Below are 24,833 nucleotides of genomic sequence, written 5' to 3'. Positions count from 1 at the left end.
GCAAGAAGGGGGCTTCGACAGGCTCAGCCCGAACGGGTTTCTGAGGTTGTGGATATGAAGCGGTCGTCGCGCTAGAGGCATCATAGCAACAGGACCGATACGCCGTGACCAGTTCCGCCAGCCGCCCGCTTGCCGTCATCATCCTTGCCGCGGGGCAGGGGACGCGGATGAAATCCAGCCTGCACAAGGTGCTGCACCCCGTTGCGGGACGGCCGATGCTGTTGCATCTGCTGGCGAGCGTCGAACAATTGTCGCCGGAGCGGAAAGTGGTCGTCGTGGGCGCGGGGCGCGCGCAGGTGGAGCAGGCGGTGGCCGGGACCGGCGCCGTCATCGCGGTGCAGGGCGAGCAGTTGGGCACCGGCCATGCGGTGGCCCAGGCGCATGATGCGCTGGCGGGCTTCGCGGGCGATGTGCTCATCCTCTATGGCGACGTGCCGCTGGTGAGCGCGGGCACGATGCGCGCGATGCTGGACCGGCTGAGCCGGGGCGACGAGCCGCGCGCGGTGGTGCTGGGTTTCCGCCCCGACGATGCCGCCGCCTATGGCCGGATCATCGCCGACGGGCAGGGCATCATCGAGAAGATGGTGGAATATAAGGACGCCAGCGAGAGCGAACGCGCGGTGACGCTTTGCAACAGCGGGTTGATGGCGGTGCGGTCGACCGACCTGTTCGTGCTGCTGGACCAGATCGGCAACAGCAACGCGGCGGGGAAGATTATCTGCCCGACATCGTCATGCTGCCCGGCGCGCCCAGCGCGGTGATCGAGACGGAGGCATGGGAAGTGGCGGGCGTCAACAGCCGGATCGAACTGGCGGGGGTCGAAGCGATGTGGCAGGCGCGCCGCCGGATCGAGGCGATGCGCGAGGGGGCGACGCTGGTCGCGCCGGAAACGGTGTTCTTCGCCCATGACACGGTGCTGGGCCGCGACGTGGTGGTGGAGCCGAACGTGGTGTTCGGGCCGGGCGTGATCGTGGCCGATTATGTGACGATCCATGCTTTTTCCCATCTGGAGGGGGCGCGCGTCGAGAGTGGCGCGCAGATCGGTCCCTATGCGCGGTTGCGGCCGGGGGCGGATATCGGCTCCAACGCCAAGGTCGGCAATTTCGTGGAGATCAAGAAGGCGCGGCTGGACGAGGGGGCCAAGGTCAACCACCTGTCCTATATCGGCGACGCCAGCGTGGGGGCGGGGGCGAATATCGGCGCGGGGACGATCACCTGCAATTATGACGGCTTCTTCAAATATAAGACGCAGATCGGGGCGGGGGCGTTCGTCGGCTCCAACAGCGCGCTGGTGGCCCCGGTCAGCATCGGCGACGGCGCGATCGTGGCGGCGGGTAGCGTGGTGACGCAGCCGGTGGAGGCCGACGCGCTATGCCTGGTGCGGCCGGCGCAGGTCGGCAAGCCCGGCTGGGCGGCGGCGTTCCGTGCGCGGATGAAGGCGAAGAAGGCCGCCGCCAAGGGATGAATTGCGTGCGCCGCCACCCGTGGCTGACGGGATTATTGTGCCTGCTGCTGGTGCTGCTGGGCCTGCCGTTGTGGCTGCTCCTCAATGCGCGCGCCATGCCGATCGTGCGGCGGGCCGAGATTGCGCTGCCCTTTCCCGCCGATGCGCCGCGCAAGGCGGTGACGGTCGCCCTGCTGACCGACACGCATCTGTCGGGACCGGACAACAGTCCGGCGCGGATGGCGCGGATCGTGGCGCAGATCAACGCGCTGAAACCCGACCTGATCGTCCTGGGCGGCGACTATATCGGCGATGACAAGGGCGGGGCGATCTATGACGGGCGCGAAAGCATCGCGTCTTTTGCGGGATTGCGCGCGCGGTTGGGCGTGGTGGCGGTGCTGGGCAACCATGATGCGCACAGCAATACCAACCAGCGGGCGCTCAATGCCAAGGACTGGGAGGCGGCCTTTGCGCAGGTCGGCGTGACGCTGTTGCAGGACGCGGTGGTGCGGCGCGGGCCGCTGGCGATCGGCGGGTTGAAGGATGTCTATACGCGCAAGGTGAACATGCCCCGCACGCTCAAGGCGATGAAAAAGGACGGCGGCGCGCCGGTCATCCTGTCGCACGGGCCGGACGTGTTTCCCAAACTGCCTGACGCGGCGTCCCTGATCCTGGTCGGCCATACCCATTGCGGGCAGGTCGCTTTCCCGTTTTGGGGGATCGTCTATGTGCCGTCCCGCTATGGCACCCGCTATGCCTGCGGCCTCTATCGCGACGGCGGCAAGACGATGATCGTGTCGGGCGGGGTCGGCACCAGCGGCGTGCCGGTGCGGATGCTGGCGCCGCCTGATATCTGGCTGGTGACGATCCGGCCGCGCTAAGCGTGATTGACATGATATCATGATATGATATCATTGCAGCATCATGCGTTTCCTGGCCGATATTCCCGACGACGACGTCAAATGGCTCGACCAGCTGGCGCGTGAGCGCGGCAAGTCGCGCGCGGCGGTGTTGCGGGAGGCGGTGCAGGATTATCGCGCCGAAGCGCAATCCGCCGGGAACAAGAAGTGGCTCGATATCGGCTTTGGCGCGTGGAAGGCGCGCGCGGACATGGGCGATGCGGTCGATTGGCAGCGGCGCGAGCGCGCGGCATCGACTCGTCCGTGGGACGATGATTATGAGGCGGTCAGGGCGGAGTTTCCCGATCTGTTCGATGCGGAGGATGATCGCCAGCGCCAGATCCATCTGGATATGGTGGCGGGGAACTATCCCGATGCTGAAAAGCCCGTGTCCCGGTGAGCGGTTTCAGCTTCGATTCCAATATCATCATCGATGCATTGACGGGTTTCGCTCCCGCCCGCGCGGAGATCGATCGCGCGACGGACTTTGGCGCGCGGGCCTGGATTAGTCGCGCGGTGTGGATCGAAGTCATGTCGAAGGGGGCGGGCGATGGGCTATGGCGGGCCGAAACTTTGCTGTCCGGTTTCGGCGTGGACGAGATCGACGCGGAAATCGGGCGGCAGGCTGCGGCCTTGCGCCGCGAACGCAGTCGGCTCAAAGCGATGGATGCGATCATCCTGGCCACCGCCCAGCTGCGCGGCCGGGTGCTGGTGACACGAAATACAAAGGATTTCCCGGCAGAGATGCCGGGCATCCGCGTTCCCTATATTCTTTGAGAGGCTTTCCGGCACATGTGCGGCATCATTGGAATCATCGGCAAGGACGACGTGGCGGAGCGGCTGGTCGATGGCCTCAAGCGGTTGGAATATCGCGGCTATGACAGCGCAGGCGTCGCCACCATCCATGACGGCGCGATCGAGCGGCGGCGGGCGGAGGGGAAGCTGGCGAACCTGGTGCGCGAATTGCGCGACGAGCCGCTGCCCGGCACCACCGGCATCGCGCACACCCGCTGGGCGACGCATGGCGCGCCGACGACCAGCAACGCGCATCCCCATGCGACCGGCGAAGTAGCGCTGGTCCACAATGGCATTATCGAGAATTTCAAGTCATTGCGCGCTGAGTTGATGGCGCGGGGGCGGCATTTCGACAGCCAGACCGACACCGAAGTCGTCGCCCATCTGGTGAGCGAACGGGTGGAGCAGGGCGCGTCGCCGCAGGAGGCGGTGGCGCAGGTGCTGCCGCGCCTGCATGGCGCGTTCGCGCTGGCGATTGCGTTTCGCAGCCATCCCGACATGCTGATCGGGGCGCGGCTGGGGTCGCCTTTGGTCGTGGGCTATGGCGACGGGGAAACCTATCTGGGGTCCGATGCGCTGGCGCTGGCGCCGTTGACGCAGCGTATCGCCTATCTGGAAGAGGGCGACTGGGTCGTCATCACGGCGGACGGAGCCGAGATTTTCGACAAGGATAATCAGCCGGTCGAGCGGCCGGTGACCATTTCCGGCGTGTCGGGCGCAATGATCGACAAGGGCAATCATCGCCACTTCATGCAGAAGGAGATTTACGAGCAGCCGGTCGTGGTCGCCCAGACGCTGCGGTCTTACCTACGTCGTATGGAAAATGAGATCGCCATGCCCGACATGGATTTCGATCTGGGGCAGGTGAAGCGCATCACCATCGTCGCCTGCGGCACCAGTTACTATGCCGGGCTGGTGGCGAAATATTGGTTCGAGAAATTCGCGCGGGTGCCCGTCGACATCGATGTGGCGAGCGAGTTTCGCTATCGCGATCCGGTGCTGGAGGCGGGCGGATTGGCGCTGTTCATCAGCCAGTCGGGCGAGACCGCCGATACGCTGGCGGCGCTGCGCCACGCCAAGGCGGAGGGACAGATCATCGCGGTGGTGGTGAATGTGCCCACCAGTTCGATGGCGCGCGAGGCGGACCTGTTGCTGCCCACCCATGCCGGGCCGGAAATCGGCGTCGCGTCGACCAAGGCCTTCACCTGCCAGTTGGCGGTTCTGGCGGCGCTGGCGGCCAATCTGGCGCGGGCCAAAGGGAAGCTGACGCCGGAAGAGGAAGCTGAGATCGTCTGGCATTTGTCGGAAGCGCCGGCGGCGCTGAACGAAGCGCTGAGCCGCGACGGGCAGATCGAGGCGATGGCGCATCTGATCGCGCCGGCGCGCGATGTGCTGTATCTGGGGCGCGGGCCGGATTATCCCATGGCGCTGGAAGGGGCGCTGAAACTCAAGGAAATCAGCTATATCCATGCCGAGGGCTATGCCGCGGGCGAGATGAAGCATGGGCCGATCGCGCTGATCGATGAACTGGTGCCGGTAATCGTGATCGCGCCGAGCGGGCCGTTGTTCGAAAAGACGGTGAGCAATATGCAGGAAGTGCAGGCGCGCGGTGGCAAGGTGGTGCTGATTTCCGACGCGGAAGGCATCGCGGCGGCGGGCGAAGGCTGCATGGCGACGATCGAAATGCCCAAAGTGCATCCGCTGATCGCGCCTTTGGTGTACGCGGTGCCGGTGCAATTGCTGGCTTACCATGTGGCGGTGGCCAAGGGGACGGATGTCGATCAGCCGCGCAATCTGGCGAAGTCGGTGACGGTGGAGTGAAGGTCTGATCCTTGCGATATGACACCATATAGGGTATCATAATTGCATGGCCAAGGCGGATAAGCTGTTGGATCGGATGGCGCGCAATCCCGCCGGGGATTGGACGATGTCGGATATCCAGACGCTGTGCGAGCAGTTGGGTTGGACGTGTCTGCCGCCGACAGGAGGCGGATCACATTGGAAAGTGGCGGTGCCGGGCAGCGACACGATCCTGACCATTCCGGCCAAGCGCCCGATCAAGCCGGTCTATATTCGTAAGCTGATGGGATTTGTGAAGGACGGCAAGCATGGCTAAAACAACAGCGCGCAAGGCCGACTATGCGATCATGGTCGAGCCATTGTCGGATGCGGATGGTGGCGGCTGGCTTGCCACCGTTCCGGCGCTGCCCGGTTGCATGGGTGACGGTGATACGCCCGAGGCTGCGCTGGCGGATGCGGCGGCGGCGATCGCCGAATGGCATGCTGCCGCAGAGGCGCTGGGACGTCAGGTGCCTGGCCCGGCGGCGCTGGGCCAGTGGCGGCAGCGCGTGCCACGATCCTTGCATGAAAAGCTGAAATTCGTGGCTGCGCGCGAGGGCGTTTCGCTGAACGCCTATGTCGCCAATGTGCTGGCAGAGAGTATTGGGCGGGCGGGATAAGCCGCCTCAATGTTCAGCGTTTCCCGGCGAAGGCCTAGGTCCAGTTAGGAGCGCGGAAATGGACCCCGGCCTTCGCCGGGGAACGACAGAGCACAGGTTCCCGTCGACACGCATTGATTACCCACCCCCCGGCGAATTATGCCCGCCAGCGGGCACCGGGCCGCCGCTCGGCGCGTGGGCGTGGTCGGGGTTGCTGTCCCATTCGATATGATAGAGGTCGAAGCGGCGGTCGCGCAGGTTGCGGACGGTGCCTTCGGCGCGCGCCCAGCTGAGATCGGCCAGGTTCACGTCCGCCATGGTGAGCGTTTCGACATTCTCGGTCGACTCCGCCGCTATGCCGTCCCGCGCGAAGGGGAGGTCGCAGGGGGTCAGGATCGCGCTCTGGGCATATTGGATGTCCATATTGTCGACGTTCGGCAGATTGCCGACATTGCCCGACATGACGACATAGCATTGGTTTTCGATCGCCCGGGCCTGCGCACAGTATCGCACGCGCATGTAGCCTGAACGCGAGTCGGTGCAGAAGGGCACGAAGATGATGCGCGCGCCCTGATCGACCAGGCGGCGGGCGAGTTCGGGAAATTCGCTGTCGTAGCAGATGAGGACGCCGATCGGGCCGCAGTCGGTCTGGATCACGTCGAGCGCGTCGCCGCCCTTGATGTTCCACCAGAAGGCTTCGTTGGGGGTGGGGTGGATCTTCTCCTGCGTGTGGATCGATCCGTCGCGCAGGGCGACATAGGCGATATTCTGGACGTCGCCGTCATCGGCGCGGGTCGGGTGCGATCCGCCGATGATGTTGATATTATATTCCAGCGCCATGCGCCCCAATTCCTTGGTCAGGCGCGGGGTGTAACCGGTCAGCTTGTCGATCGCTTCGACCGGGGACAGCTTCTTGGTTTCGAAGGAGAGCAAAGGCAGGGTGAAGAGTTCGGGGAAGATGATGAAGTCCGAGCGATAATCGGCCGCGACATCGACGAAATATTCGACGTTGCGGATGAATTCATCGAAATCCTGCACGGCGCGCGCCTGGAGCTGGCAGGTGGCGATGCGGACGCTTTCGACGCCGCGCGGCACGCGCATTTCGGGCGCTTCGTCCGGGTCGACATAGGGGTTGCGCCACACGAGATGCGCGGCGTGGCCGTCCGACTGCTTGTCTTCGGGCAGGTAATTTTCAAGGACGCCGAGCGGTTCGAACTGGTTCTTCAACTGGAAGCTGATGACCTGGTCGCGCATCTTGCCGGTGACGACCTTGTCGAGATAATCGGCCGGGCCATGGACGCGGCGCTTGGCGCGGAAATAGCCGGGCATGCGGCCGGCGATGACGATGCCGTGCAGGTCCAGTTCCTCGGCCAGTTCCTTGCGTTCGTCATAAAGGCGCTGGCCGATGCGCAGGCCGCGCAGCTTGGGATCGACCGCCATTTCATAGCCGTAGAGCCATTCGCCCGCCGCGCTGTGCCGGGTACCGAACCCGTTGGCGGTGATCTCGTCCCAGTCGTGGACGGCGAAGGCCATGCCCTTGCTGACGCGCATGGTGGCGCAATAGCCCACGACCTTGTCGTCATAGAGGGCGACGAAGCAGCCATTGGGGAAATTGTTGATCTGGCCGCGTAGGGTGGCGAGCGAATAATTGGGCATGCCCGGATAGGCGCGGGCGATGAGCCGCTGGATACCGCGTACGTCGGACGGGGTGGCGGCGCGGACCTCCAGGCGTTTCTTTGTTCCTGTGGACATCTGGTCGTCTCCCTGATCGCAGTCTGTCGGCAGCCGTTCCCCGGCCTTCGCCGGGGAACGGGCCATTTCGAGGCCGTATTGAAAGAAAAAGGCGGCGCCGGGTATCCGGCGTCGCCTCATTCCGTTTCCGTACTGAACCGCGCAGGCGCGGATCGGTTCCGAACCGTTAAGCCCAGTTGCCCATTTCGACTTCGAGATTGGCACGGATCGCCTCGAAGAACTGCTCCGTGGTCATCCACGACTGGTCGGGACCGATCAGCAAAGCCAGATCCTTGGTCATCGCGCCGCTTTCGACGGTCTGGATGCAGACCTTTTCCAGCGTTTCGGCGAACTTCACGACATCGGGCGTCTCGTCGAACTTGCCGCGGAACTTGAGGCCGCCGGTCCAGGCGAAGATGGAGGCGATCGGGTTGGTCGAGGTCGCCTTGCCCTGCTGATGCTGGCGATAGTGGCGGGTGACGGTGCCGTGCGCAGCTTCCGCTTCCACCGTCTTGCCGTCGGGCGAGAGCAGGACCGAGGTCATGAGACCCAGCGAACCGAAGCCCTGTGCCACCTGATCCGACTGGACGTCGCCGTCGTAATTCTTGCAGGCCCAGACGAATTCGCCGCTCCACTTGAGCGCGGAGGCGACCATGTCGTCGATCAGGCGATGTTCGTAGACGATGCCGGTGTCTTTGAACTTCTGCGCGAAGCCCTCGGTTTCGAACACTTCCTGGAACAGATCCTTGAAGCGGCCGTCATAGGCCTTGAGGATGGTGTTCTTCGTGGACAGATAGACCGGCCATTTCAGGTTCAGGCCATAGTTGAACGAGGCGCGCGCGAAGTCGCGGATCGAATTGTCCAGATTATACATCGCCATGGCGACGCCCGAGCTGGGGAAGTCGAACACTTCGCGGTCGATCGTCTCGCCATTTTCGCCTTCGAAGACGAGGCGCAGCTTGCCCGCGCCGGGGACGCGGAAATCGGTCGCGCGATACTGGTCGCCGAACGCATGACGGCCAACGACGATCGGCTTGGTCCAGCCCGGGATGAGGCGCGGGACGTTGGAAATGACGATGGGTTCGCGGAAGACGACGCCGCCCAGGATGTTGCGGATCGTGCCGTTGGGCGACTTCCACATCGACTTGAGGTTGAATTCCTCGACCCGCTGTTCGTCGGGCGTGATGGTGGCGCACTTCACGCCGACGCCATATTCTTTGATCGCGTTGGCGGAATTGATTGTGATCTGGTCGTTCGTCTCGTCACGCTTTTCGACGCTCAGGTCGTAATATTTGAGGTCGATGTCGAGATAGGGGAGGATCAGGCGCTCGCGTATCCATTCCCAGATGATCCGGGTCATTTCGTCGCCGTCGATTTCCACGACGGGGTTTTTCACCTTGATCTTGGCCATAGCGCCTGTTCGCCTTCTTGTTTGCTGGGTGGAATATGGGGACGCCCTAGGCAAAGCGGCGCAAATGTTCAACCTTGCAGCGGCATGAATCTGCCGCGCGTGGAGCCAGCGGCGGGATCGGTCGTTGTCAGTGTGGAACTCTCCCCCTAAAGACGGTGGCCATGGACAATGATGAGATCACGATTGCCGCAGGCGGCAATGTCAAATGGCGCTTTCCTTCGGTGCATCCGGAGGGGATGAAATTCGGCCTGATCGCCGCCGCGATCACCGGGCTGTTTTTCCTGCTGGGCTGGGAAATCGTGGGTTGGCTGATGCTGATGGTCACGATCTGGGTCTTCGCCTTCTTTCGCGATCCGGTTCGCGCGGTGCCGCAGGACGAAGGCGCGATCATTGCGCCGGCCGATGGCCTGGTGACGCTGATCCAGCGCGTGCCCCCGCCGCGCGAGATGGCGGGCGTGAATGGGCTGGGCGACCAGCCGCTGATCCGCGTGTCGATTTTCATGAGCGTGTTCGACGTCCATATCAATCGCACCCCCATCGGCGGGACGATCAAGTCGGTCGTCTATATTTCGGGCAAGTTCCTGAACGCGGACCTGGACAAGGCGAGCGAGGATAATGAGCGGCAGCATATATTGGTCGAGCGGCATGACGGCGTGCGCATCGGCTTTACCCAGATTGCGGGGCTGGTCGCCCGGCGGATCGTGCCGTTCGTGAAGCCCGGCGACATGGTCGCGGCGGGTCAGCGCATCGGCCTTATCCGCTTCGGCAGCCGGGTCGACGTCTATCTGCCCGCCGGGACCGCGCCGCGCGTGATCCTGGGCCAGCGCACGATCGCGGGCGAGACGATATTGGGCCAGATGGGAGACGCACGGGTGATTGCGGGTATCCAGCAGTGAGCCGCCAGCGGCGGGCCGTGCCGCGCGGATTGCGGCGGGGGATAACCCTGCGGATGCTGGCGCCCAATGCGGTGACGGCGATGGCGCTGTGCTTCGGCCTGACCGGCGTGCGTTATGGTATTTCGGGCGAATGGGAGCGGGCGGTCTTGTCCATCCTGTTCGCGGGCGTGCTGGATGGACTGGACGGGCGGATCGCGCGGATGCTGCGCGGGGAAAGCCGGTTCGGCGCGGAACTGGACTCGCTGTCCGATTCGATCGCGTTCGGCGTCGCGCCTGCGCTGATCCTCTATCTCTGGTCGCTGCATGCGATGCCGAAATTCGGCTGGATCTTCGCCCTGGCCCATGCGCTGTCCTGCGCGTTGCGGCTGGCGCGGTTCAATGCCGCGATCGACGCGGACGAACAGCCGCACAAGTCGGCGGGGTTCCTGACCGGGGTTCCGGCGCCTGCGGGGGCAGGGCTGGCGTTCGTGCCGCTCTATCTGTGGCTGGTGACGGGGGAGGATATCTTCCGCGCCTGGTATGTGGTGGCGCCCTGGGCGGCGTTCGTCGCCTTCCTGATGATTTCCAACATCGCGACCTATAGCTGGTCGGCGTTGCGGCTGCGCAAGCGCATCCGGCTGGAGGCGATCGCGCTGGCCGGGTTGCTGGCGGCTTTGCTGTCCACCGACCCGTGGCTGACGCTGCTGATGATCTGCGCGGTCTATGTCGCGCTGATCCCGTTTGGGGTGATATCCTACGCCAAGGTGAAGCGGCAGCGGGAGAGTGCGGCGATGCCTTCGTCCGTAGGTTGAGGGCTGGGCGAAGTTTGAAGAAGGATGGGGCTTCGACAGGCTCAGCCCGAACGGATTGAGGGGGTGCTAGAACGTCTAAGCTGTGCCCCGGGCCTCGCTATCCAGTGTCTCAACGATCAGGCGGCGAGGGCACTGCCTGGGATGATGCGGGGCGCGGGGCGGGTTGATTGGGGTGCGCGGGTCCGACGGATGCGCAGGCGATAGACCGGCACGTTCTGGGGGATGGGCTCGAACTGGAGCGCCGCCACCATCTTGTCATGATAATGGGCGAACATCCAGACGATCGTGCCCATGGACAGCAGGAAAGCCGCCGAAAACAGGGTCGCTGCAACAAGAGTGAACATCGTGGATCACTTTCCATCTTGCCATTTGCACGGCATGTCTGATTATGACGGTTATAACGGCCGTTAACCGTCTTTGTTCCATCTGTTCCCTTTATGTTCCGGTTTGCGGGCCACGTCAAGCCTTGCATTTGCTTTTTTCCGCGTCTAAAGGCGCGACCATTCCACATGGGAATCGACATATCCGGTGCCGGTCACGCCTTTCAGGCTGTTTTCCGCGTTCCTGATTCCCAGAGGTCAAACCGGAAGGAGAATATCTTATGGCGGCACCTGTCGTCACCATGCACCAATTGATCGAGGCTGGCGCCCATTTCGGCCACCAGACCCACCGTTGGAATCCGCGCATGAAGCCGTACATCTTCGGCGAGCGCAACGGCATCCACATTCTTGACCTGTCGCAGACCGTGCCCCTGTTCGGCCGCGCGCTGGACTTCGTGTCGTCGACCGTCGCCGCCGGTGGCAAGGTGCTGTTCGTCGGCACCAAGCGCCAGGCGCAAGATCCGATCGCGGACGCCGCGCGCCAGTCGGGCCAGCATTTCGTCAACCATCGCTGGCTGGGCGGCATGCTCACCAACTGGAAGACGATTTCGGGTTCGATCAAGCGCCTGAAGACCCTTGAGGAAAAGCTGTCGGGCGACACCCACGGCTTCACCAAGAAGGAAGTCCTTCAGATGACGCGCGAGCGTGAGAAGCTGGAAATGTCGCTGGGCGGCATCCGCGATATGAACGGCATTCCCGATGTCATGTTCGTGATCGACGCCAACAAGGAAGAGCTGGCGATCAAGGAAGCCAACACGCTGGGTATCCCGGTCGTCGCGATCCTCGATTCGAACGTGTCGCCGGACGGCATCGCCTTCCCGGTGCCCGCGAACGATGACGCCAGCCGCGCCATCCGCCTTTACTGCGACGCCATCGCCGCCGCCGCCACCAAGGGCAACCGTGGTGCGCAGCAGGCCTCGGGCGTGGACCTGGGCGCGCTGGACGAGCCGCAGGCCGAAGAGATCGCCGTCGAAGCTTAAGAGCGTCGCACGACTGTAGGAATGACAGGCTAGGGCGCGCTCTTCGGAGACGCGCCCTAACGCCTATTCAAGACCTCGCATATCTAGAACCCTTCAGAATATAGGAGCCGAAACATGGCCGAGATTACCGCTGCCGCCGTCAAGGAACTGCGCGACCGTTCGGGCGCGGGCATGATGGACTGCAAGAAGGCGCTGACCGAAGCGGGTGGCGACATCGAAGCGGCAACCGACTGGCTGCGCGCCAAGGGTCTGGCCGCCGCGCAGAAGAAGTCGAGCCGCACCGCCGCGGAAGGTCTGGTCGGCGTTGCCGTTGCCGGCACCAAGGGCGTCGCCGTCGAAGTGAACAGCGAAACCGACTTCGTCGCCAAGAACGACCAGTTCCAGGACTTCGTCCGCACCGTGTCGACGATCGCGCTGGAAACCGGCGCGACCGACGCCGAAGCGCTGACCGCCGCTGCCTATCCGTCGGGCGGCACCGTGGCTGAAAAGCTGGTCGCCAACATCGCCACCATCGGCGAGAACCAGAATGTCCGCCGCGTCGCGCAGGTCGAAGTGTCGCAGGGTGTCGTCGTGTCCTACGTGCACAACGCCGCTGCACCCGGCCTGGGCAAGATCGGCGTTCTGGTCGCGCTGGAAGGCGATGCGCCTGCCGACGTGCTGGAGCCGCTGGGCAAGCAACTGGCCATGCACATCGCCGCCGCGTTCCCGCTGGCTCTGTCGGCCGACGATATCGATCCGGCGATCATCGAGCGTGAAGCCGCGATCGCGCGTGAGAAGAATGCCGACAAGATCGCTGGCAAGTCGGAAGAGATCGCTGCCAAGATCATCAACGGCCCGGTCGAGAAGTTCCGCAAGGACAGCGCGCTGTTGACGCAGGCGTTCGTGATGGACGGCAAGACCCCGGTGCAGGACGTGATCGCCGCCGCCGCCAAGGATGCCGGCAAGTCGATCACGCTCAAAAGCTATGTCCGCTTCCAGCTGGGCGAAGGCATCGAAAAGGAAGTCAGCGACTTCGCGGCGGAAGTCGCGGCGGCTGCGGGCGTCTAAGCCTCTTCACGCAGCTTGCGCTGTTGCAGGGCGGCGCGGTTCCTTCGAGAGCCGCGCCGTTTTTGCGTTCATGGCCTAGCCTGGGCGACTGCTTCGCTGGCGGTGGTGAGGCGAAGCGGCGTATGCGCATCCTCCGTTCAGAAGACGGAAAGCGGTAGCCGCAGGGTGCGGGCGGGCGAGCGACAAGCATGTTCGGACATGACAAGGTGCGCAATGGTAACAATCGCCCTTCACATCGCGCCCGCGCGCTTCTAATGTCCCCGCCGCTTTCCCTGCAAACGATCAAGGATTCTTGCCCCGCATGACCCGGCCCGCCTACAAGCGCATCCTGTTGAAATTGTCCGGCGAAGTGCTGATGGGGCAGGGGCAGTTCGGCATCGAACCCGAAACCGTGGCCCGTGTCGCGGGCGAAATCGCCGCGGCCAAGGATGCGGGGTTCGAAATCTGCGTCGTCGTGGGCGGCGGCAATATTTTTCGCGGGCTGGCAGGTGCGGCCAAGGGCTTCGACCGGGCGAGCGCCGACTATATGGGCATGCTCGCCACGGTCATGAACGCGCTGGCGGTGCAGAACGGGCTGGAAAAGCTGGGCTACGACACGCGCGTCCAGTCGGCGATCCCGATGGCGTCGGTGTGCGAACCCTATATCCGTCGCAAGGCCGAGCGGCATATGGAGAAGGGCCGGATCGTCATCTTCGCCGCGGGCACCGGCAGCCCCTATTTCACCACCGACACGACCGCTGCGCTGCGTGCGGCGGAAATGAATTGCGACGCGCTGTTCAAGGGCACCAGCGTCGATGGCATCTACAATGCCGATCCCAAGAAAGTGGCCGATGCGGTGCGGTACGACAGCATCAGCTTCGACCAGGTGCTGAACGACAATCTCAAGGTCATGGACGCCAGCGCCATCGCGCTGTGCCGTGAAAATAATATTCCCATCGTCGTGTTCAACATCCGCGAAACCGGCAATCTGGCCACCGTGCTGGCCGGGCAGGGTGTCGCGACGATCGTGCAAAATCAGGAGCGTTAAAACCATGGCCCAATATGACAAGTCCGACCTCGAACGCCGCATGGCCGGCGCGATCGAAGCGCTGCGCGGCGACCTGACCGGTCTGCGCACCGGGCGCGCCAATGTGCAGCTGCTCGATCCCGTGATGGTGACGGTCTATGGCGCGAACATGCCGCTGAACCAGGTGGCGACCGTGTCCGCGCCCGAACCGCGCATGCTGTCGGTGCAGGTATGGGACAAGACCAATGTCGGCCCGTGCGACAAGGCGATCCGGTCTGCGGGCCTGGGCCTCAACCCCATCGTCGACGGGCAGACGCTGCGCCTGCCGATCCCCGACCTGACCGAGGAGCGCCGCAAGGAACTGGCGAAGCTGGCGAGCAAATATGCCGAGGGCGCGCGCATCGCAGTGCGCAACGTGCGCCGCGATGGCATGGACAGCCTGAAGGCCGACGAGAAGAAGGGTGAAATCAGCGAAGACGAGCGCAAGCGCAAGGAAACCGAGGTCCAGAAGCTGACCGACGGCGTCATTGCCGATATCGACGCGCTGGCGACGTCGAAGGAAAAGGAAATCCTCGGCCAGTAAGCCGGGGCTTTCCTTTCGCGGCCAAAGCACGCATCCCCGACAGATGGCCACCCAAGCCAAGCCCGATCTGACCAGCGTCGCGTCCGCCCATGGCGCGCGTCATGTCGATGGCACCGCGTCGGGGTCCCCCGGACCCCGCCACGTCGCCATCATCATGGACGGCAATGGACGCTGGGCCAAGAAGCGGCTGCTGCCGCGCATCGCGGGGCATCGCGCGGGCGTGGAGGCGGTGCGCAAGGTGGCGCGGGCGGCGCAGGAACTGGGGCTGGAATGCCTGACGCTCTATGCCTTTTCGTCGGAAAACTGGAAGCGGCCGGCGAGCGAAGTGTCCGACCTGATGGGGCTGCTGCGCCATTTCATCCAGTCGGACATCGACGAAATGCATGCCAATGGCGTGCGGTTGCGGGTGATCGGCAATTATAGGGCGCTCGACGCGTCGCTGGTGGCGCTGATCGACGGGGCCATGGCGCGAACGGCGGGCAATAGCGGCCCGGTCATCGCGATCGCGCTCAATTATGGCGCGCAGGACGAAATGGTGCGCGCGGTGCAGGCGCTGGCGGCGCGGGCCGCCATGGGCGAGATTGCCGCCGACGCGATCGGCGCAGCGGACATCGACGGCGCGCTCGACACCGCCGACCTGCCGCCTTTGGACCTGATGATCCGCACGTCGGGCGAACAGCGCCTCAGCAACTTCATGCTGTGGCAGGCGGCCTATGCCGAACTCTATTTCACCGACATGCTCTGGCCCGATTTCGATGGCCGGGCGTTGCGGGAGGCGCTGGACGCCTTTCGTCTGAGGGACCGCCGGTTCGGCGGCGTGTGATCCTATGACAAGTGAATTGCGGACCCGCAGCATCGTGGGCGTCGCGCTGATCGCCATGGCGCTGGGGGCGCTGCTGGCGGGTGGCCTTATCTTCTGGACGCTGCTCGTCGTGGCGGGCGTGCTGATGCAGGGGGAGTGGGGCGACCTGACCGGCGCGAAGCCCGAACAGCGCAAGGCCGCGATGTTCGCCGTGTCGATCCCGCTGGCGCTGCTGTGCCCGTTGGCGGCCGGGATCGACTGGCCGGTGCTGATCGCGGGGGCAGGCGCGTTCTTCTTCGTCCTGTTCACCAGCCGCAGCCTGAAGCTGGCGCTGGGCATCCCCTATATCTGCCTGCCGATCGTGGCCCTGCTCTATCTGCGCGGGCAGCCGCCCTATACGTTCGGGCTGTTGCTCGCCTTCTGGGCGCTCGGGCTGGTGTGGGCGACCGACATCGGCGCCTATTTTGCCGGGCGCTCCATTGGCGGGCCGAAGCTGGCGCCGCGAGTCAGCCCGTCCAAGACCTGGGCGGGACTGGCGGGCGGCGTGCTGGCCGCGCTGGTGCTGGGCTTCCTTCTGCATCGCTTTGCTGATCTGCCGATCCAGCTGGCGGCGTCGAGCGGCGTTCTGGCGGTGGCGGCGCAACTGGGCGACCTGTTGGAGAGCGGGATGAAACGCAAGGCGGGGGTCAAGGATAGCGGCACGCTGCTGCCGGGGCATGGCGGGGTGATGGACCGGCTGGACGGTGTGGCGACCGCCGCGCCGCTGGCCGCCTTGCTCTATCTGCTGCTGGTGCAGGGCGCATGAAGCGCGTCTCCATCTTCGGTGCGACCGGGTCGGTCGGCCTGTCCACGCTGGACCTGATCCGGCGTGATCCCGACGCATACAAGGTCGTGGCGCTGACCGCGAACAGCGATGTGGACAGTTTGGCGACGCTGGCGCGCGACACCGGCGCGCAGATGGCCGTGATCGGGCAGGCGCATCTGTATGAGGCTTTGAAGGAGGCGCTGGCCGGGTCTGGCGTGGCAGCGGCGGCGGGCGAGGATGCGCTGGTCGAAGCGGCGCAGGCGGACGCGGACTGGACGATGGCGGCGATCGTGGGGTGCGCGGGGCTGCGGCCGACCATGGCGGCGCTCAAGGCAGGGCGCACGGTGGCGCTGGCGAACAAGGAGTCGCTGGTGTCGGCGGGCGGGCTGATGATGGAGGCGGCGGCTGTGTCGGGCGCGACGCTGCTACCCGTAGACAGCGAGCATAATGCGATTTTCCAGTGCCTTGCGGGCAGCAGTTTAGACGATGTCGCAAGGATAACGCTGACCGCGAGCGGTGGGCCGTTCCGTACCCGCAGCCGGGCCGAGATGGCGGACATCACGCCTGCACAGGCCGTCGCCCATCCCAACTGGTCGATGGGGGCCAAGATCAGCGTCGACAGCGCGACGATGATGAACAAGGGGCTGGAACTGATCGAGGCGGCGCATCTCTTCCCCGTCGGTCTCGACCGGATCGAGATACTGGTCCACCCGCAATCGGTGATTCATTCGATGGTCGAATATCGCGACCGGTCCACACTGGCACAGCTGGGATCGCCCGATATGCGCATTCCCATCGCCCATGCGCTGGCCTGGCCGCAGCGGATTGCGACGCCGTGCCAGCCGCTGGACCTGGCACGAATTGGGAGGCTCGATTTCGAAGCGCCTGATATGGAACGGTTTCCTGCGCTACGTTTGGCGCGGCAGGCGGCCGAGACGGGTGGCGCGACACCCGCCATCCTGAACGCGGCCAATGAAGTGGCGGTCGCGGCTTTCCTGGGCGGGCGCATCGGCTTCCTTGATATCGCCATGATTGTGGAGGATGTGTTGAACCGCTATAGCGCGGCCAGCCCTTCCGCGATCGATGATGTGCTGGCGGCGGACGTGCAGGCGCGCAAGGAAGCGGGCCTAGTGATGGAAAGATTGACGGCTTGATCCACAATCCCGGTTTTCTGTTGACCGCTCTCGCCTTCGTGGCGGTCATCGGGCCGCTCGTCTTCGTGCATGAGCTGGGCCATTATCTGGTCGGGCGCTGGTGCGGGGTGAAGGCGGAGGCGTTCTCGATCGGCTTCGGGCCGGAGCTGTTCGCCTGGGTCGATTCTCGCGGTACCCGCTGGCGCGTCGCGGCGCTGCCGCTGGGCGGCTATGTCCGGTTCAAGGGCGACATGAACGCGGCGAGCATGACCGATCCGGCCTGGCTGGAAATGTCGGCGAAGGACCGGGCCGAAAGCTTTCCCGCCAAACCGCTGTGGCAGCGCGCGGCGATCGTCGCGGCCGGCCCGGCGATCAATTTCCTGTTCGCGATCCTGATCCTGGCGACCTTCGCGTTCGTGCATGGCGAAAGCCGCACCCCGGCGGTCGCTGGCGTGGTCCAGCCCGGCAGCGCGGCGGCGGCGGCCGGTATCCAGGCGGGCGACCGGATCGTGTCGCTGGGCGGGCGCGAGATGACGACGTTCGACGACATCCGCCTCTATGCGCAGATCCGCCCCGGCGAAACGGTCGCGATGGTGATCGAGCGCGACGGCAGGACGTTCGCGCGCGATGGCAGGATCGGCAGCGTTACCGAGGATGACGGGTTCAGCAACAAGTTTCAGATCGGCCGCCTGGGCCTGGCGCCGGGCGATCCGGTGGTCGAGCCGGTGAGCCTGCTGCGCGCGCCGGTCGTGGCGGTCGAGCGCACCGGCCAGATCGTGCGCACCATGGTCGAGACGATGGGCCAGATTTTCAGTGGCGGCCGATCGGTCAAGGAACTGGGCGGGCCGTTGAAGATCGCGCAGGTTTCGGGGCAGGCGGCGACGCTGGGCCTCGAAAGCTTCATCTTCTTCGCTGCCCTCATCTCGATTAACTTGGGGTTCATCAACCTCTTGCCAATCCCGATGCTGGATGGCGGGCATCTGCTTTTTTACGGGATAGAGGCGGTACGGCGGCGACCGGTCAGTGCGCAGGCGCAGGAATGGGCCTATAGGTCCGGCCTGGCGGTGCTGATGGCCATGATGTTGCTGGTGACTTTCAACGATTTGTCGTCTTTCGGTCTGTGGAAGAGTCTGTCCGGCTTGATCGGTTGACGCGCTTCGGGCAGGGAAGCCCGGTTTGGCGTCGTCTGTGTCGGCGGAAACAATGTATCTGAGTTTTTGAGGTGATGCGGGTGACAGCGATGAAGAGCAACAACAGGCAGCGCCCGGTCGTGGCGGCCTTGTTGGCGACCACGATGATCACGGGCCTTTCGGCACCCGTCATGGCGCAACAGGCTCCTGCGCCCGCAGCGCCTCTGGCCGCGCCCGCCGCATCAGTGGCCGCGCCTCAGGGCACGGTCCGCGCGATCGTCGTGACCGGCACCCAGCGGTTGGAGCCGGACACGGTCCTGTCCTATACCAAGCTGCGCATCGGCCAGCCCTACAGCCAGGAGAGCCTGGATCAGGCGCTGCGCGACCTGTACGACACGGAACTGTTCGCGGACGTCCAGATCCGCAACGATAACGGGGCGCTCACCGTCGAGGTGAAGGAAAACCCGGTTATCAACCGTATCGTCCTGGAAGGTAATAAGCGCCTGAAGGACGACAAGATCCGGCCGGAAATCAAATTGGCTCCGCGCCAGATCTACACCCGGTCCAAGGTCCGCGCCGACGTCGCCCGCATCGTGGAACTCTATCGCCGCCAAGGCCGCTTCGCCGCGACGATCGAGCCGAAGATGGTCCAGCTGGACCAGAACCGCGTCGACATCGTGTTCGAGATTTCGGAAGGGCCCAAGTCCAAGGTCCGCCAGATCAACATCATTGGCAACGACAAGTTCAAGGACGGCGAACTGCGCAGCCAGATGGTGACCAAGCAGTCGCGCTGGTTCCGCCTGTTTTCGTCCGGCACCAGCTACGATCCCGATCGCCTGGCCTATGACCAGCAGAAGCTGCGCCAATTCTACCTGACCGAAGGCTATGCCGATTTCCGCGTGATTTCCGCCGTCGCGGAACTGACGCCCGACAAGCAGGACTTCATCATCACCTATGTGGTGGAAGAAGGCGATCGCTACAAATTCGGCGACGTGAAGGTCGAATCCGACATTCGCGACCTGTCGGGCGATTCGCTGACCAAGCGCCTGCCGATGAAGAAGGGCGACTGGTACAACGCCAAGCAGGTCGAGGACACGGTCGATACGCTGAGCGAGACGGCCGGCCTGTTCGGCTATGCCTTCGCCGACGTGTCGCCGGACTTCAACCGCAACAAGGAATCGCTGACGATGGGGATTAATTTCCGCATCGCCAACGCGCCGCGCGTCTATGTCGAGCGGGTCGACATCAACGGCAACACGCTGACGCAGGACAAGGTCGTGCGCCGCGAGTTCCGCCTGGCCGAGGGCGACGCGTTCAACAGCTTCCTGGTCAAGCGGTCGAAGGACCGGATCAATTCGCTCGGCTTCTTCCAGGAGAAGCTGGACATCGAACAGAAGCCGGGGTCCGCGCCCGATCGCATCGTGCTGGAAACCAACGTGCAGGAAAAGTCGACCGGCGAATTGTCGCTGTCGGCCGGCTTCTCGTCGCTGGAACGCTTCATCGTGTCGGCGTCGATCACGCAGCGCAACTTCCGTGGCAAGGGCCAGGAACTGCGCACGTCGGTCAATTATTCGGCATACAGCAAGTCGGTGGAACTGGGCTTTACCGAGCCCTATTTCATGGACAAGAATATCGCGCTGGGCGGCGACATCTATCGTCGCGACCTCAACAGCTTCAATTTCGGGACGAACAACCGTCGTAACACGACCTATGAGCAGTCCACGACTGGCTTCCAGATCCGGGCGGGCGTACCGATCACCGAATATATGTCGCTGGCGCTGCGCTACAGCCTCAACCTGGACGATGTGACGCTCGACCGCAGCACCTATTATACCGATAACAATAATGACGGCATCAGGGGCAATAGTGATGCCGACAGTTGCGACCCGCTGCTGGGCGGGCGCTATCTGTGCGACGCGATCGGCAAGCGCACGACGTCGTCGATCGGCTATTCGCTGATTTACGACACCCGCGACAACCGCATCCGCGCGACGCGGGGCCAGAGCGTCACGTTGAGCCAGGATTTTGCGGGCCTGGGCGGCAGTGTGAAATATATCCGCACCCGCCTGTCGGCGGCGAAATATATACCGCTGGGCAGCGGCTTCATTTTCTCGCTGACCGGCGAGGGCGGCTATATCCACAGTCTGGAAGGGACGCGCCGCGATTCCACCGGGGAAGAGGTCGATCCGGTCCGCCTGACCGACCGCTTCTTCCTGGGCGAACCGCAGTTCCGCGGCTTCGACATTCGTGGTGTCGGCCCGCGCGTGAAGCGCTTCTTCCTGCAACCGCAGACCAACGCCGACGGCACGACATCCTATGTCCGCAATAACAGCAACAACAATGTGTCGGACGACGCGCTGGGCGGCCGGGTCTATTATCTGGCCCGCGCGGAAGTCGAAATCCCGCTGGGTTCGGGTGCGCGTGAAATGGGCCTGCGCCCGTCGATCTTCATGGATGCGGGCGCGGTCGCGGGCCTGAAGAATCCGGGCCTCATCAATGGCGATGGCAGGTTCGCAGGCTACTGCACCGTGACGACCGGTACGACCGCCACGCAGGTGCGCGCGCCGTCGGTCGGCAATTGCAGCACGCCGCCGGCCGGTTCGACCGCCACCTATGCCGGTGGCGCGTTCGAGGAAGTATATCTCGGCGACACGCTCAAGCCGCGTCTGTCGGTGGGCTTCGGCGTCAACTGGAACTCGCCCTTCGGCCCGTTCCGGATCGATATCGCCCGGGCCCTGCTCAAGGAACCAGGGGACGACAACAAACTCATTACCTTCAACGTAGGGACTCAATTCTGATGAAGACCATTTTCAAGGCTGCGGCGCTCGTTTTCGCGCCGATGACCGCCATTGCACTGACTGCCGTTCCCGCCGTTGCCCAGACCAAGTCGGGCATCGCCGTGGTCGACCTGGAAGAAGCCGTCGCCAAGAGCACCGCCTTCACCACCGCGATCAGCCAGATGCAGACCACCTACAAGCCGCAGATCGACGCGCTGAACACGCGCCGCACCGCGATCGAAACCGACCTCAAGACCAAGGGCGACGCTCTGCAGGCGGCGCTCAAGGCGGCCGGCAACAAGCCGACCCCGGCGATCGAAACCCAGTATCAGCAATATCAGCAGACGCAGCAGACCGCGCAGGCCGAATTGCAGCGCATGGGCCAGCCGATCAGCCTGGCGCGCGCCTATGTCGAGGAACAGATCGTTCTGAAGCTGGACGATGCGCTGAAGGCCGCGACCGCCAAGACGAAGTCGGAAATCGTGTTCAAGAAGGCCGCGACCGAAAGCTTCGGCGCGGGCGCGGACATCACGCCTGCCGTCATCACCGAACTCAACGCGCTGGTCCCCAGCGTGGGCATCACCCCGCCGGCCGGCTGGCAGCCGGGCCGTCAGGGCCAGCCCGCCGCGGCCGCGCCTGCACCGGCGACCCCGGCCCAGGCACCCAAGTCGCGCTGATATAAGAATGACGGGAGAGGTTGAAACGACCGCGCGTGGCCCGATGGATATCCGTCGGGTCATGGCCGCGCTGCCGCATCGTTACCCGATGCTGCTGGTCGATCGTGTGGTGACGCTGGTGCCCAACCAGTCGATCCACGCGATCAAGGCGGTGACGCTGAACGAGCCGTTTTTCCAGGGGCATTTCCCCACCCGGCCGATCATGCCCGGTGTGCTGATCGTGGAAGCGATGGCGCAGGCGGCAGGCGTGCTGACGGTGGAGTCCCTGGACCTGTCGGGGTCGGGCAAGCTCGTCTATTTCATGAGCATCGACGGCGCGAAGTTCCGCACGCCGGTGGAGCCGGGCTGCCTGCTCGATCTGCATGTCGAAATCACGCAGATGCGCGGCGCGGTCTGCAAGTTCAGCGGCAAGGCGATGATCGAGGGCAAGCTGGCGGCGGAAGCCAATTTCGTCGCGATGATCAGCGATCCGCCCAAGGATTGAAATATCCCGTCGTCGCGGCGCAGGTCGGGACGACGGCTTTGGTCTTGCCAAGGCGCGCCGAACCCGCTAACGGCGCGCCTTCGCTATTTACCGCATCCACAGCCGGTCGGAACCGGCACTTTACGGAGCAATACGCCATGAAGGCCGATACCCATCCCGACTACCACCTGATCACCGTCCAGATGACCGACGGCACCACCTTTCAGACTCGCTCCACCTGGGGCAAGGAAGGCGACACGCTGGCGCTCGACATCGACCCCAAGTCGCATCCGGCTTGGACCGGCGGCAACCGTCAGTTGGACACCGGCGGCCAGGTGGCGCGCTTCAACAAGCGTTTCGGCGGTCTGACGCTGAAGAAGTAATCGGCCTGCGATGGTTGAGAGAAGGGGCGCCTGCGAGGCGCCCTTTTTTGTGTCTGCGCGGGGCCGAAGGATTGGAATATGCGGGATGACCGGTGTGGGACAGTTGGGGATGATGAGGCGTGTTCAATATCGCGCCGAAGTGACCATCCCCTTCCGTCACCCCAGCGAAGGCTGGGGTCTCAGGCGGTCAGAGGATGAGGTCGGTCATATCCCGGTAGGTGTCCGCGCTTCGCGCCATGCCCTATCGTGGCGCGCCGCCGCCTGAGATGCCAGCCTTCGCTGGCATGACGCGGTTACGGTCGGTCCGTCCCTCACCCTAATCCGCCTACGCCCCGGCGCAATCCGCATCCAGGAACGCGGCCACGTCGTCCAGCACGACGTCCTTCGACAGGAAGGTCTGGCCGATGCCGCGGGCGAGGAGGAAGGGGAGGGTGCCGGCCGCCATCTTCTTGTCGTGCAGCATATGGCCGACCAGTTCGGCCCCGTCCGCGCGGACATGGGCGGTGGCGAGGTCGTGGGGCAGGCCGACGGCTTTGAGATGGGCGGTGACGCGGTCGGCGTCCGCCTGCGTGCAGAGGCCGAGGTGGGCGGAGTAGCGGAAGGCGAGCGCCATGCCCGCCGCGACGCCCTCGCCATGGAGCAAAGTGTCGGAAAAGCCGGTGTCGGCCTCCAGCGCGTGACCGAACGTGTGGCCGAGGTTGAGCAGGGCACGCCGGCCCGAGGTTTCGCGCTCGTCGTCGGCGACGATCGCGGCCTTGGCCTGGACGCTTCGTTTGATCGCATAGGTCCGCGCTTGCGGACCACCTGCCAGCAGCGCGGTGGCGTTGGCGTCGCACCAGGCGAAGAAGGCGGGGTCGTCGATCAGGCCATATTTGACGACTTCGGCATAGCCCGCCCGGGTTTCGCGCAGCGGCAGGCTGTCGAGCGTGGAGGGGTCGATCAGGACGAGGGCGGGCTGGTAGAAACTGCCGATGAGGTTTTTGCCTGCGCGCGCGTTGATCGCGGTCTTGCCGCCGACCGACGAATCGACCTGCGCCAGCAATGTCGTGGGCACCTGGATGAAGTGGCAGCCGCGCTTGAGGATCGAGGCGGCAAAGCCGACAAGGTCGCCGATGACGCCGCCGCCCAAGGCCACGATATGGTCGCCCCGTTCGATTTCCAGCGCCAGCAGCGCGTCGAGCAGCTGTTCCAGATGCCGCCAGCTCTTGGTCTGTTCGCCGGGCGGCAGGATGATCGGTTCGATCCCTATGCCCGCCGCGCGCAGGCTGGCGTCGAGGCGGGGCAGTTGGGCGGCGGCGACATGCGCGTCGGTCACGACCACCAGGCGGCCCTTGCGCGCATAGGGGGCGAGCGTGTCGCCCGCGCGGTCCAGCGCGCCCTGTTCGATGATGATATCGTAGCTGCGCGCACCCAGCGCGACGCGGACTATTGCCATGCGGTCAGTTGCTCCATGATGCGATCGACCGCGACTTCATGCGGGGCGGCGATGCTCTTCACATGAATGGGCGCGAGCGCGTAGATAGGATTGCGCACCGCCGCCAGTTCCGTCAGCACGACGCGCGGGTCGCGCCCTTTCAGCAGTGGGCGGCTTTCGCGGCGGGCGACGCGGTCGACCAATATGTCGATGTCGGCGTCCAGCCAGATGGCGGTCGCCGCGTCCAGGATCAGGCGGCGGGTGTCGTCCTGCATGAAGGCGCCGCCGCCGGTGGCGATCACTTTGGGCGCGCCGTCCATCAGCCGGGCGATGACGCGGCGTTCGCCGTCACGGAAATAGGATTCGCCATAGCGTTCGAAAATCTCGGTCACGCTCATGCCTGCGGCCTTCTCAATCTCCTCATCGGCGTCGACGAAGCTGAGGCCCAGACGCGCGGCGAGGCGGCGGCCGACCGTGGATTTTCCCACGCCCATCATGCCCACCAGAACGATGGGACCGCGACTGGCCTGGCCGTCGGGGATTTTGCTGTTTCGCTGCATGGCTTGCGGGGCTATACAGCCAGCCGCCACAGAGGCAAATCGCATCTTTCTTCGTCGCCCGGCATGTCAGTCGGCCAGTTATAGCCAAGGATCTATGAAGAATAATCGCAACTTCAGCAGTTTCGAGGGCAGTGGGCGCCGTCGTGGCACCCGTCTGCCGATCATTCCCATCGCTCTGGTCGGTCTGGTCATCGCGCTGTTGGCCTTTTTCTGGTCGCGTGGCGGTGAACAGCCGCAGCAGCGCGTCGAAAAGGTCATCCCTGCCGAGAAGCTGGGCCAGTAAGGCGG

General features: G+C 64.5%; 26 protein-coding genes and 1 pseudogene. 22 read left to right on the top strand and 5 right to left on the bottom strand.

Annotated features, from left to right (window positions below; translation table 11 throughout):
• Positions 1-167: 167 nt before the first annotated feature.
• The 7 genes and pseudogenes from glmU to U5A82_RS15375 all read left to right on the top strand — a co-directional run bounded on the left by glmU (position 168) and on the right by U5A82_RS15375 (position 5,597).
• Positions 168-1,465 (top strand): annotated as a pseudogene (gene glmU / locus U5A82_RS15405) (bifunctional UDP-N-acetylglucosamine diphosphorylase/glucosamine-1-phosphate N-acetyltransferase GlmU).
• Complete coding sequence (locus U5A82_RS15400; protein WP_326291713.1) at positions 1,462-2,325, top strand: metallophosphoesterase; 864 nt, start codon at positions 1,462-1,464, stop codon at positions 2,323-2,325. The pseudogene glmU and the gene U5A82_RS15400 overlap by 4 nt, the downstream one beginning before the upstream one ends.
• Positions 2,326-2,368: 43 nt before the next feature.
• On the top strand, positions 2,369-2,743 hold the full coding sequence (locus U5A82_RS15395; RefSeq protein ID WP_326291712.1) for a ribbon-helix-helix domain-containing protein: 375 nt from the start codon (positions 2,369-2,371) through the stop codon (positions 2,741-2,743).
• Positions 2,740-3,120, top strand: coding sequence for a PIN domain-containing protein (locus tag U5A82_RS15390; RefSeq protein WP_326291711.1), 381 nt, complete (start codon positions 2,740-2,742; stop codon positions 3,118-3,120). Before U5A82_RS15395 ends, U5A82_RS15390 begins: the two co-directional genes overlap by 4 nt.
• Before the next feature lie 15 nt (positions 3,121-3,135).
• On the top strand, positions 3,136-4,959 hold the full coding sequence (gene glmS / locus U5A82_RS15385) for a glutamine--fructose-6-phosphate transaminase (isomerizing) (protein WP_326291710.1): 1,824 nt from the start codon (positions 3,136-3,138) through the stop codon (positions 4,957-4,959).
• A 46-nt stretch (positions 4,960-5,005) separates the two neighbouring features.
• Positions 5,006-5,254 carry a type II toxin-antitoxin system HicA family toxin gene (locus tag U5A82_RS15380; RefSeq protein WP_326291709.1) on the top strand — a complete coding sequence of 83 codons (249 nt, stop codon included), beginning with the start codon at positions 5,006-5,008 and terminating at the stop codon, positions 5,252-5,254.
• On the top strand, positions 5,247-5,597 hold the full coding sequence (locus U5A82_RS15375; RefSeq protein WP_326291708.1) for a type II toxin-antitoxin system HicB family antitoxin: 351 nt from the start codon (positions 5,247-5,249) through the stop codon (positions 5,595-5,597). The genes U5A82_RS15380 and U5A82_RS15375 overlap by 8 nt, the downstream gene beginning before the upstream one ends.
• 117 nt (positions 5,598-5,714) lie before the next feature.
• Here U5A82_RS15375 and U5A82_RS15370 read toward each other — a convergent pair whose 3' ends face one another.
• Together U5A82_RS15370 and U5A82_RS15365 are read right to left on the bottom strand one after the other, a co-directional pair.
• Entirely contained in the window at positions 5,715-7,328 is a 1,614-nt protein-coding gene (locus U5A82_RS15370) for a GNAT family N-acetyltransferase (RefSeq protein ID WP_326291706.1), read from the bottom strand.
• Between the two features lie 166 nt (positions 7,329-7,494).
• The gene (locus U5A82_RS15365) at positions 7,495-8,718 is read right to left on the bottom strand and encodes an NADP-dependent isocitrate dehydrogenase (protein ID WP_326291705.1); all 1,224 of its coding nucleotides are present in this window, start codon (positions 8,716-8,718) and stop codon (positions 7,495-7,497) included.
• 161 nt (positions 8,719-8,879) lie between these two features.
• Between U5A82_RS15365 and U5A82_RS15360 the strand changes: the two genes are divergently transcribed.
• Positions 8,880-9,614, top strand: a complete 735-nt coding sequence (locus U5A82_RS15360; protein ID WP_326291704.1) for a phosphatidylserine decarboxylase — start codon at positions 8,880-8,882, stop codon at positions 9,612-9,614.
• Between the two features lie 53 nt (positions 9,615-9,667).
• Positions 9,668-10,405, top strand: a complete 738-nt coding sequence (locus tag U5A82_RS15355) for a CDP-alcohol phosphatidyltransferase family protein (protein ID WP_326292960.1) — start codon at positions 9,668-9,670, stop codon at positions 10,403-10,405.
• Positions 10,406-10,521: 116 nt separating this feature from the next.
• On the opposite strand, the gene U5A82_RS15350 is transcribed toward U5A82_RS15355, so the two are convergent.
• On the bottom strand, positions 10,522-10,749 hold the full coding sequence (locus U5A82_RS15350) for a hypothetical protein (protein WP_326291703.1): 228 nt from the start codon (positions 10,747-10,749) through the stop codon (positions 10,522-10,524).
• Between the two features lie 257 nt (positions 10,750-11,006).
• Here U5A82_RS15350 and rpsB point away from each other — a divergent pair, with 257 nt between their 5' ends.
• From rpsB to rpmE, 12 genes are all read left to right on the top strand, one after another.
• Positions 11,007-11,765, top strand: coding sequence for a 30S ribosomal protein S2 (gene rpsB / locus U5A82_RS15345; protein WP_326291702.1), 759 nt, complete (start codon positions 11,007-11,009; stop codon positions 11,763-11,765).
• A 114-nt stretch (positions 11,766-11,879) separates the two neighbouring features.
• Complete coding sequence (gene tsf / locus U5A82_RS15340; RefSeq protein ID WP_326291701.1) at positions 11,880-12,812, top strand: translation elongation factor Ts; 933 nt, start codon at positions 11,880-11,882, stop codon at positions 12,810-12,812.
• A gap of 301 nt (positions 12,813-13,113) precedes the next feature.
• Positions 13,114-13,839 (top strand): UMP kinase, encoded by a 726-nt coding sequence (gene pyrH / locus U5A82_RS15335; protein WP_326291700.1) that lies wholly within the window; start codon positions 13,114-13,116, stop codon positions 13,837-13,839.
• Positions 13,840-13,843: 4 nt separating this feature from the next.
• Complete coding sequence (gene frr, locus U5A82_RS15330) at positions 13,844-14,401, top strand: ribosome recycling factor (protein WP_326291699.1); 558 nt, start codon at positions 13,844-13,846, stop codon at positions 14,399-14,401.
• 43 nt (positions 14,402-14,444) lie between these two features.
• Entirely contained in the window at positions 14,445-15,224 is a 780-nt protein-coding gene (locus U5A82_RS15325; protein ID WP_326291698.1) for an isoprenyl transferase, read from the top strand.
• Positions 15,225-15,228: 4 nt separating this feature from the next.
• On the top strand, positions 15,229-16,008 hold the full coding sequence (locus U5A82_RS15320) for a phosphatidate cytidylyltransferase (RefSeq protein ID WP_326291697.1): 780 nt from the start codon (positions 15,229-15,231) through the stop codon (positions 16,006-16,008).
• Positions 16,005-17,162, top strand: a complete 1,158-nt coding sequence (locus U5A82_RS15315; RefSeq protein WP_326291696.1) for a 1-deoxy-D-xylulose-5-phosphate reductoisomerase — start codon at positions 16,005-16,007, stop codon at positions 17,160-17,162. The genes U5A82_RS15320 and U5A82_RS15315 overlap by 4 nt, the downstream gene beginning before the upstream one ends.
• On the top strand, positions 17,159-18,292 hold the full coding sequence (gene rseP / locus U5A82_RS15310) for an RIP metalloprotease RseP (protein ID WP_326291695.1): 1,134 nt from the start codon (positions 17,159-17,161) through the stop codon (positions 18,290-18,292). The genes U5A82_RS15315 and rseP overlap by 4 nt, the downstream gene beginning before the upstream one ends.
• Before the next feature lie 89 nt (positions 18,293-18,381).
• A complete protein-coding gene (gene bamA, locus U5A82_RS15305; RefSeq protein ID WP_326291694.1) occupies positions 18,382-21,069 on the top strand; it encodes an outer membrane protein assembly factor BamA in 2,688 nt (895 codons plus the stop codon).
• On the top strand, positions 21,069-21,725 hold the full coding sequence (locus tag U5A82_RS15300; RefSeq protein WP_326291693.1) for an OmpH/Skp family outer membrane protein: 657 nt from the start codon (positions 21,069-21,071) through the stop codon (positions 21,723-21,725). Before bamA ends, U5A82_RS15300 begins: the two co-directional genes overlap by 1 nt.
• 7 nt (positions 21,726-21,732) lie before the next feature.
• Positions 21,733-22,209 (top strand): 3-hydroxyacyl-ACP dehydratase FabZ, encoded by a 477-nt coding sequence (fabZ, locus tag U5A82_RS15295; protein WP_326291691.1) that lies wholly within the window; start codon positions 21,733-21,735, stop codon positions 22,207-22,209.
• Between the two features lie 137 nt (positions 22,210-22,346).
• Complete coding sequence (gene rpmE / locus U5A82_RS15290) at positions 22,347-22,571, top strand: 50S ribosomal protein L31 (RefSeq protein ID WP_196224061.1); 225 nt, start codon at positions 22,347-22,349, stop codon at positions 22,569-22,571.
• A gap of 325 nt (positions 22,572-22,896) precedes the next feature.
• On the opposite strand, the gene aroB is transcribed toward rpmE, so the two are convergent.
• Positions 22,897-24,006 carry a 3-dehydroquinate synthase gene (aroB, locus tag U5A82_RS15285; protein WP_326291690.1) on the bottom strand — a complete coding sequence of 370 codons (1,110 nt, stop codon included), beginning with the start codon at positions 24,004-24,006 and terminating at the stop codon, positions 22,897-22,899.
• Positions 23,997-24,545 (bottom strand): shikimate kinase, encoded by a 549-nt coding sequence (locus U5A82_RS15280; protein WP_326291689.1) that lies wholly within the window; start codon positions 24,543-24,545, stop codon positions 23,997-23,999. The genes aroB and U5A82_RS15280 overlap by 10 nt, the downstream gene beginning before the upstream one ends.
• Before the next feature lie 94 nt (positions 24,546-24,639).
• Here U5A82_RS15280 and U5A82_RS15275 point away from each other — a divergent pair, with 94 nt between their 5' ends.
• Entirely contained in the window at positions 24,640-24,828 is a 189-nt protein-coding gene (locus U5A82_RS15275; protein ID WP_326291688.1) for a hypothetical protein, read from the top strand.
• The last annotated feature ends 5 nt before the right edge of the window (positions 24,829-24,833 follow it).

The sequence above is a fragment of the Sphingobium sp. CR2-8 genome (genome assembly GCF_035818615.1).
GTDB lineage: Bacteria > Pseudomonadota > Alphaproteobacteria > Sphingomonadales > Sphingomonadaceae > Sphingobium.
This window is presented reverse-complemented; position numbering and strand designations above follow the sequence as displayed.

What these genes read in the sequence shown, in the direction of transcription:
- U5A82_RS15325 (WP_326291698.1), top strand. Translation starts at nt 14,445, where the DNA reads ATGGCCACCCAAGCCAAGCCCGATCTGACCAGCGTCGCGTCCGCCCAT.
- tsf (WP_326291701.1), top strand. Translation starts at nt 11,880, where the DNA reads ATGGCCGAGATTACCGCTGCCGCCGTCAAGGAACTGCGCGACCGTTCG.
- frr (WP_326291699.1), top strand. Translation starts at nt 13,844, where the DNA reads ATGGCCCAATATGACAAGTCCGACCTCGAACGCCGCATGGCCGGCGCG.
- pyrH (WP_326291700.1), top strand. Translation starts at nt 13,114, where the DNA reads ATGACCCGGCCCGCCTACAAGCGCATCCTGTTGAAATTGTCCGGCGAA.
- U5A82_RS15360 (WP_326291704.1), top strand. Translation starts at nt 8,880, where the DNA reads ATGGACAATGATGAGATCACGATTGCCGCAGGCGGCAATGTCAAATGG.
- bamA (WP_326291694.1), top strand. Translation starts at nt 18,382, where the DNA reads ATGAAGAGCAACAACAGGCAGCGCCCGGTCGTGGCGGCCTTGTTGGCG.
- U5A82_RS15355 (WP_326292960.1), top strand. Translation starts at nt 9,668, where the DNA reads ATGCTGGCGCCCAATGCGGTGACGGCGATGGCGCTGTGCTTCGGCCTG.
- glmS (WP_326291710.1), top strand. Translation starts at nt 3,136, where the DNA reads ATGTGCGGCATCATTGGAATCATCGGCAAGGACGACGTGGCGGAGCGG.
- U5A82_RS15380 (WP_326291709.1), top strand. Translation starts at nt 5,006, where the DNA reads ATGGCCAAGGCGGATAAGCTGTTGGATCGGATGGCGCGCAATCCCGCC.
- aroB (WP_326291690.1), bottom strand. Translation starts at nt 24,006, where the DNA reads ATGGCAATAGTCCGCGTCGCGCTGGGTGCGCGCAGCTACGATATCATC.
- U5A82_RS15320 (WP_326291697.1), top strand. Translation starts at nt 15,229, where the DNA reads ATGACAAGTGAATTGCGGACCCGCAGCATCGTGGGCGTCGCGCTGATC.
- U5A82_RS15400 (WP_326291713.1), top strand. Translation starts at nt 1,462, where the DNA reads ATGAATTGCGTGCGCCGCCACCCGTGGCTGACGGGATTATTGTGCCTG.
- U5A82_RS15315 (WP_326291696.1), top strand. Translation starts at nt 16,005, where the DNA reads ATGAAGCGCGTCTCCATCTTCGGTGCGACCGGGTCGGTCGGCCTGTCC.
- U5A82_RS15280 (WP_326291689.1), bottom strand. Translation starts at nt 24,545, where the DNA reads ATGCAGCGAAACAGCAAAATCCCCGACGGCCAGGCCAGTCGCGGTCCC.
- fabZ (WP_326291691.1), top strand. Translation starts at nt 21,733, where the DNA reads ATGACGGGAGAGGTTGAAACGACCGCGCGTGGCCCGATGGATATCCGT.
- U5A82_RS15395 (WP_326291712.1), top strand. Translation starts at nt 2,369, where the DNA reads ATGCGTTTCCTGGCCGATATTCCCGACGACGACGTCAAATGGCTCGAC.
- U5A82_RS15375 (WP_326291708.1), top strand. Translation starts at nt 5,247, where the DNA reads ATGGCTAAAACAACAGCGCGCAAGGCCGACTATGCGATCATGGTCGAG.
- U5A82_RS15275 (WP_326291688.1), top strand. Translation starts at nt 24,640, where the DNA reads ATGAAGAATAATCGCAACTTCAGCAGTTTCGAGGGCAGTGGGCGCCGT.
- U5A82_RS15300 (WP_326291693.1), top strand. Translation starts at nt 21,069, where the DNA reads ATGAAGACCATTTTCAAGGCTGCGGCGCTCGTTTTCGCGCCGATGACC.
- rpmE (WP_196224061.1), top strand. Translation starts at nt 22,347, where the DNA reads ATGAAGGCCGATACCCATCCCGACTACCACCTGATCACCGTCCAGATG.
- U5A82_RS15350 (WP_326291703.1), bottom strand. Translation starts at nt 10,749, where the DNA reads ATGTTCACTCTTGTTGCAGCGACCCTGTTTTCGGCGGCTTTCCTGCTG.
- U5A82_RS15370 (WP_326291706.1), bottom strand. Translation starts at nt 7,328, where the DNA reads ATGTCCACAGGAACAAAGAAACGCCTGGAGGTCCGCGCCGCCACCCCG.
- rpsB (WP_326291702.1), top strand. Translation starts at nt 11,007, where the DNA reads ATGGCGGCACCTGTCGTCACCATGCACCAATTGATCGAGGCTGGCGCC.
- U5A82_RS15365 (WP_326291705.1), bottom strand. Translation starts at nt 8,718, where the DNA reads ATGGCCAAGATCAAGGTGAAAAACCCCGTCGTGGAAATCGACGGCGAC.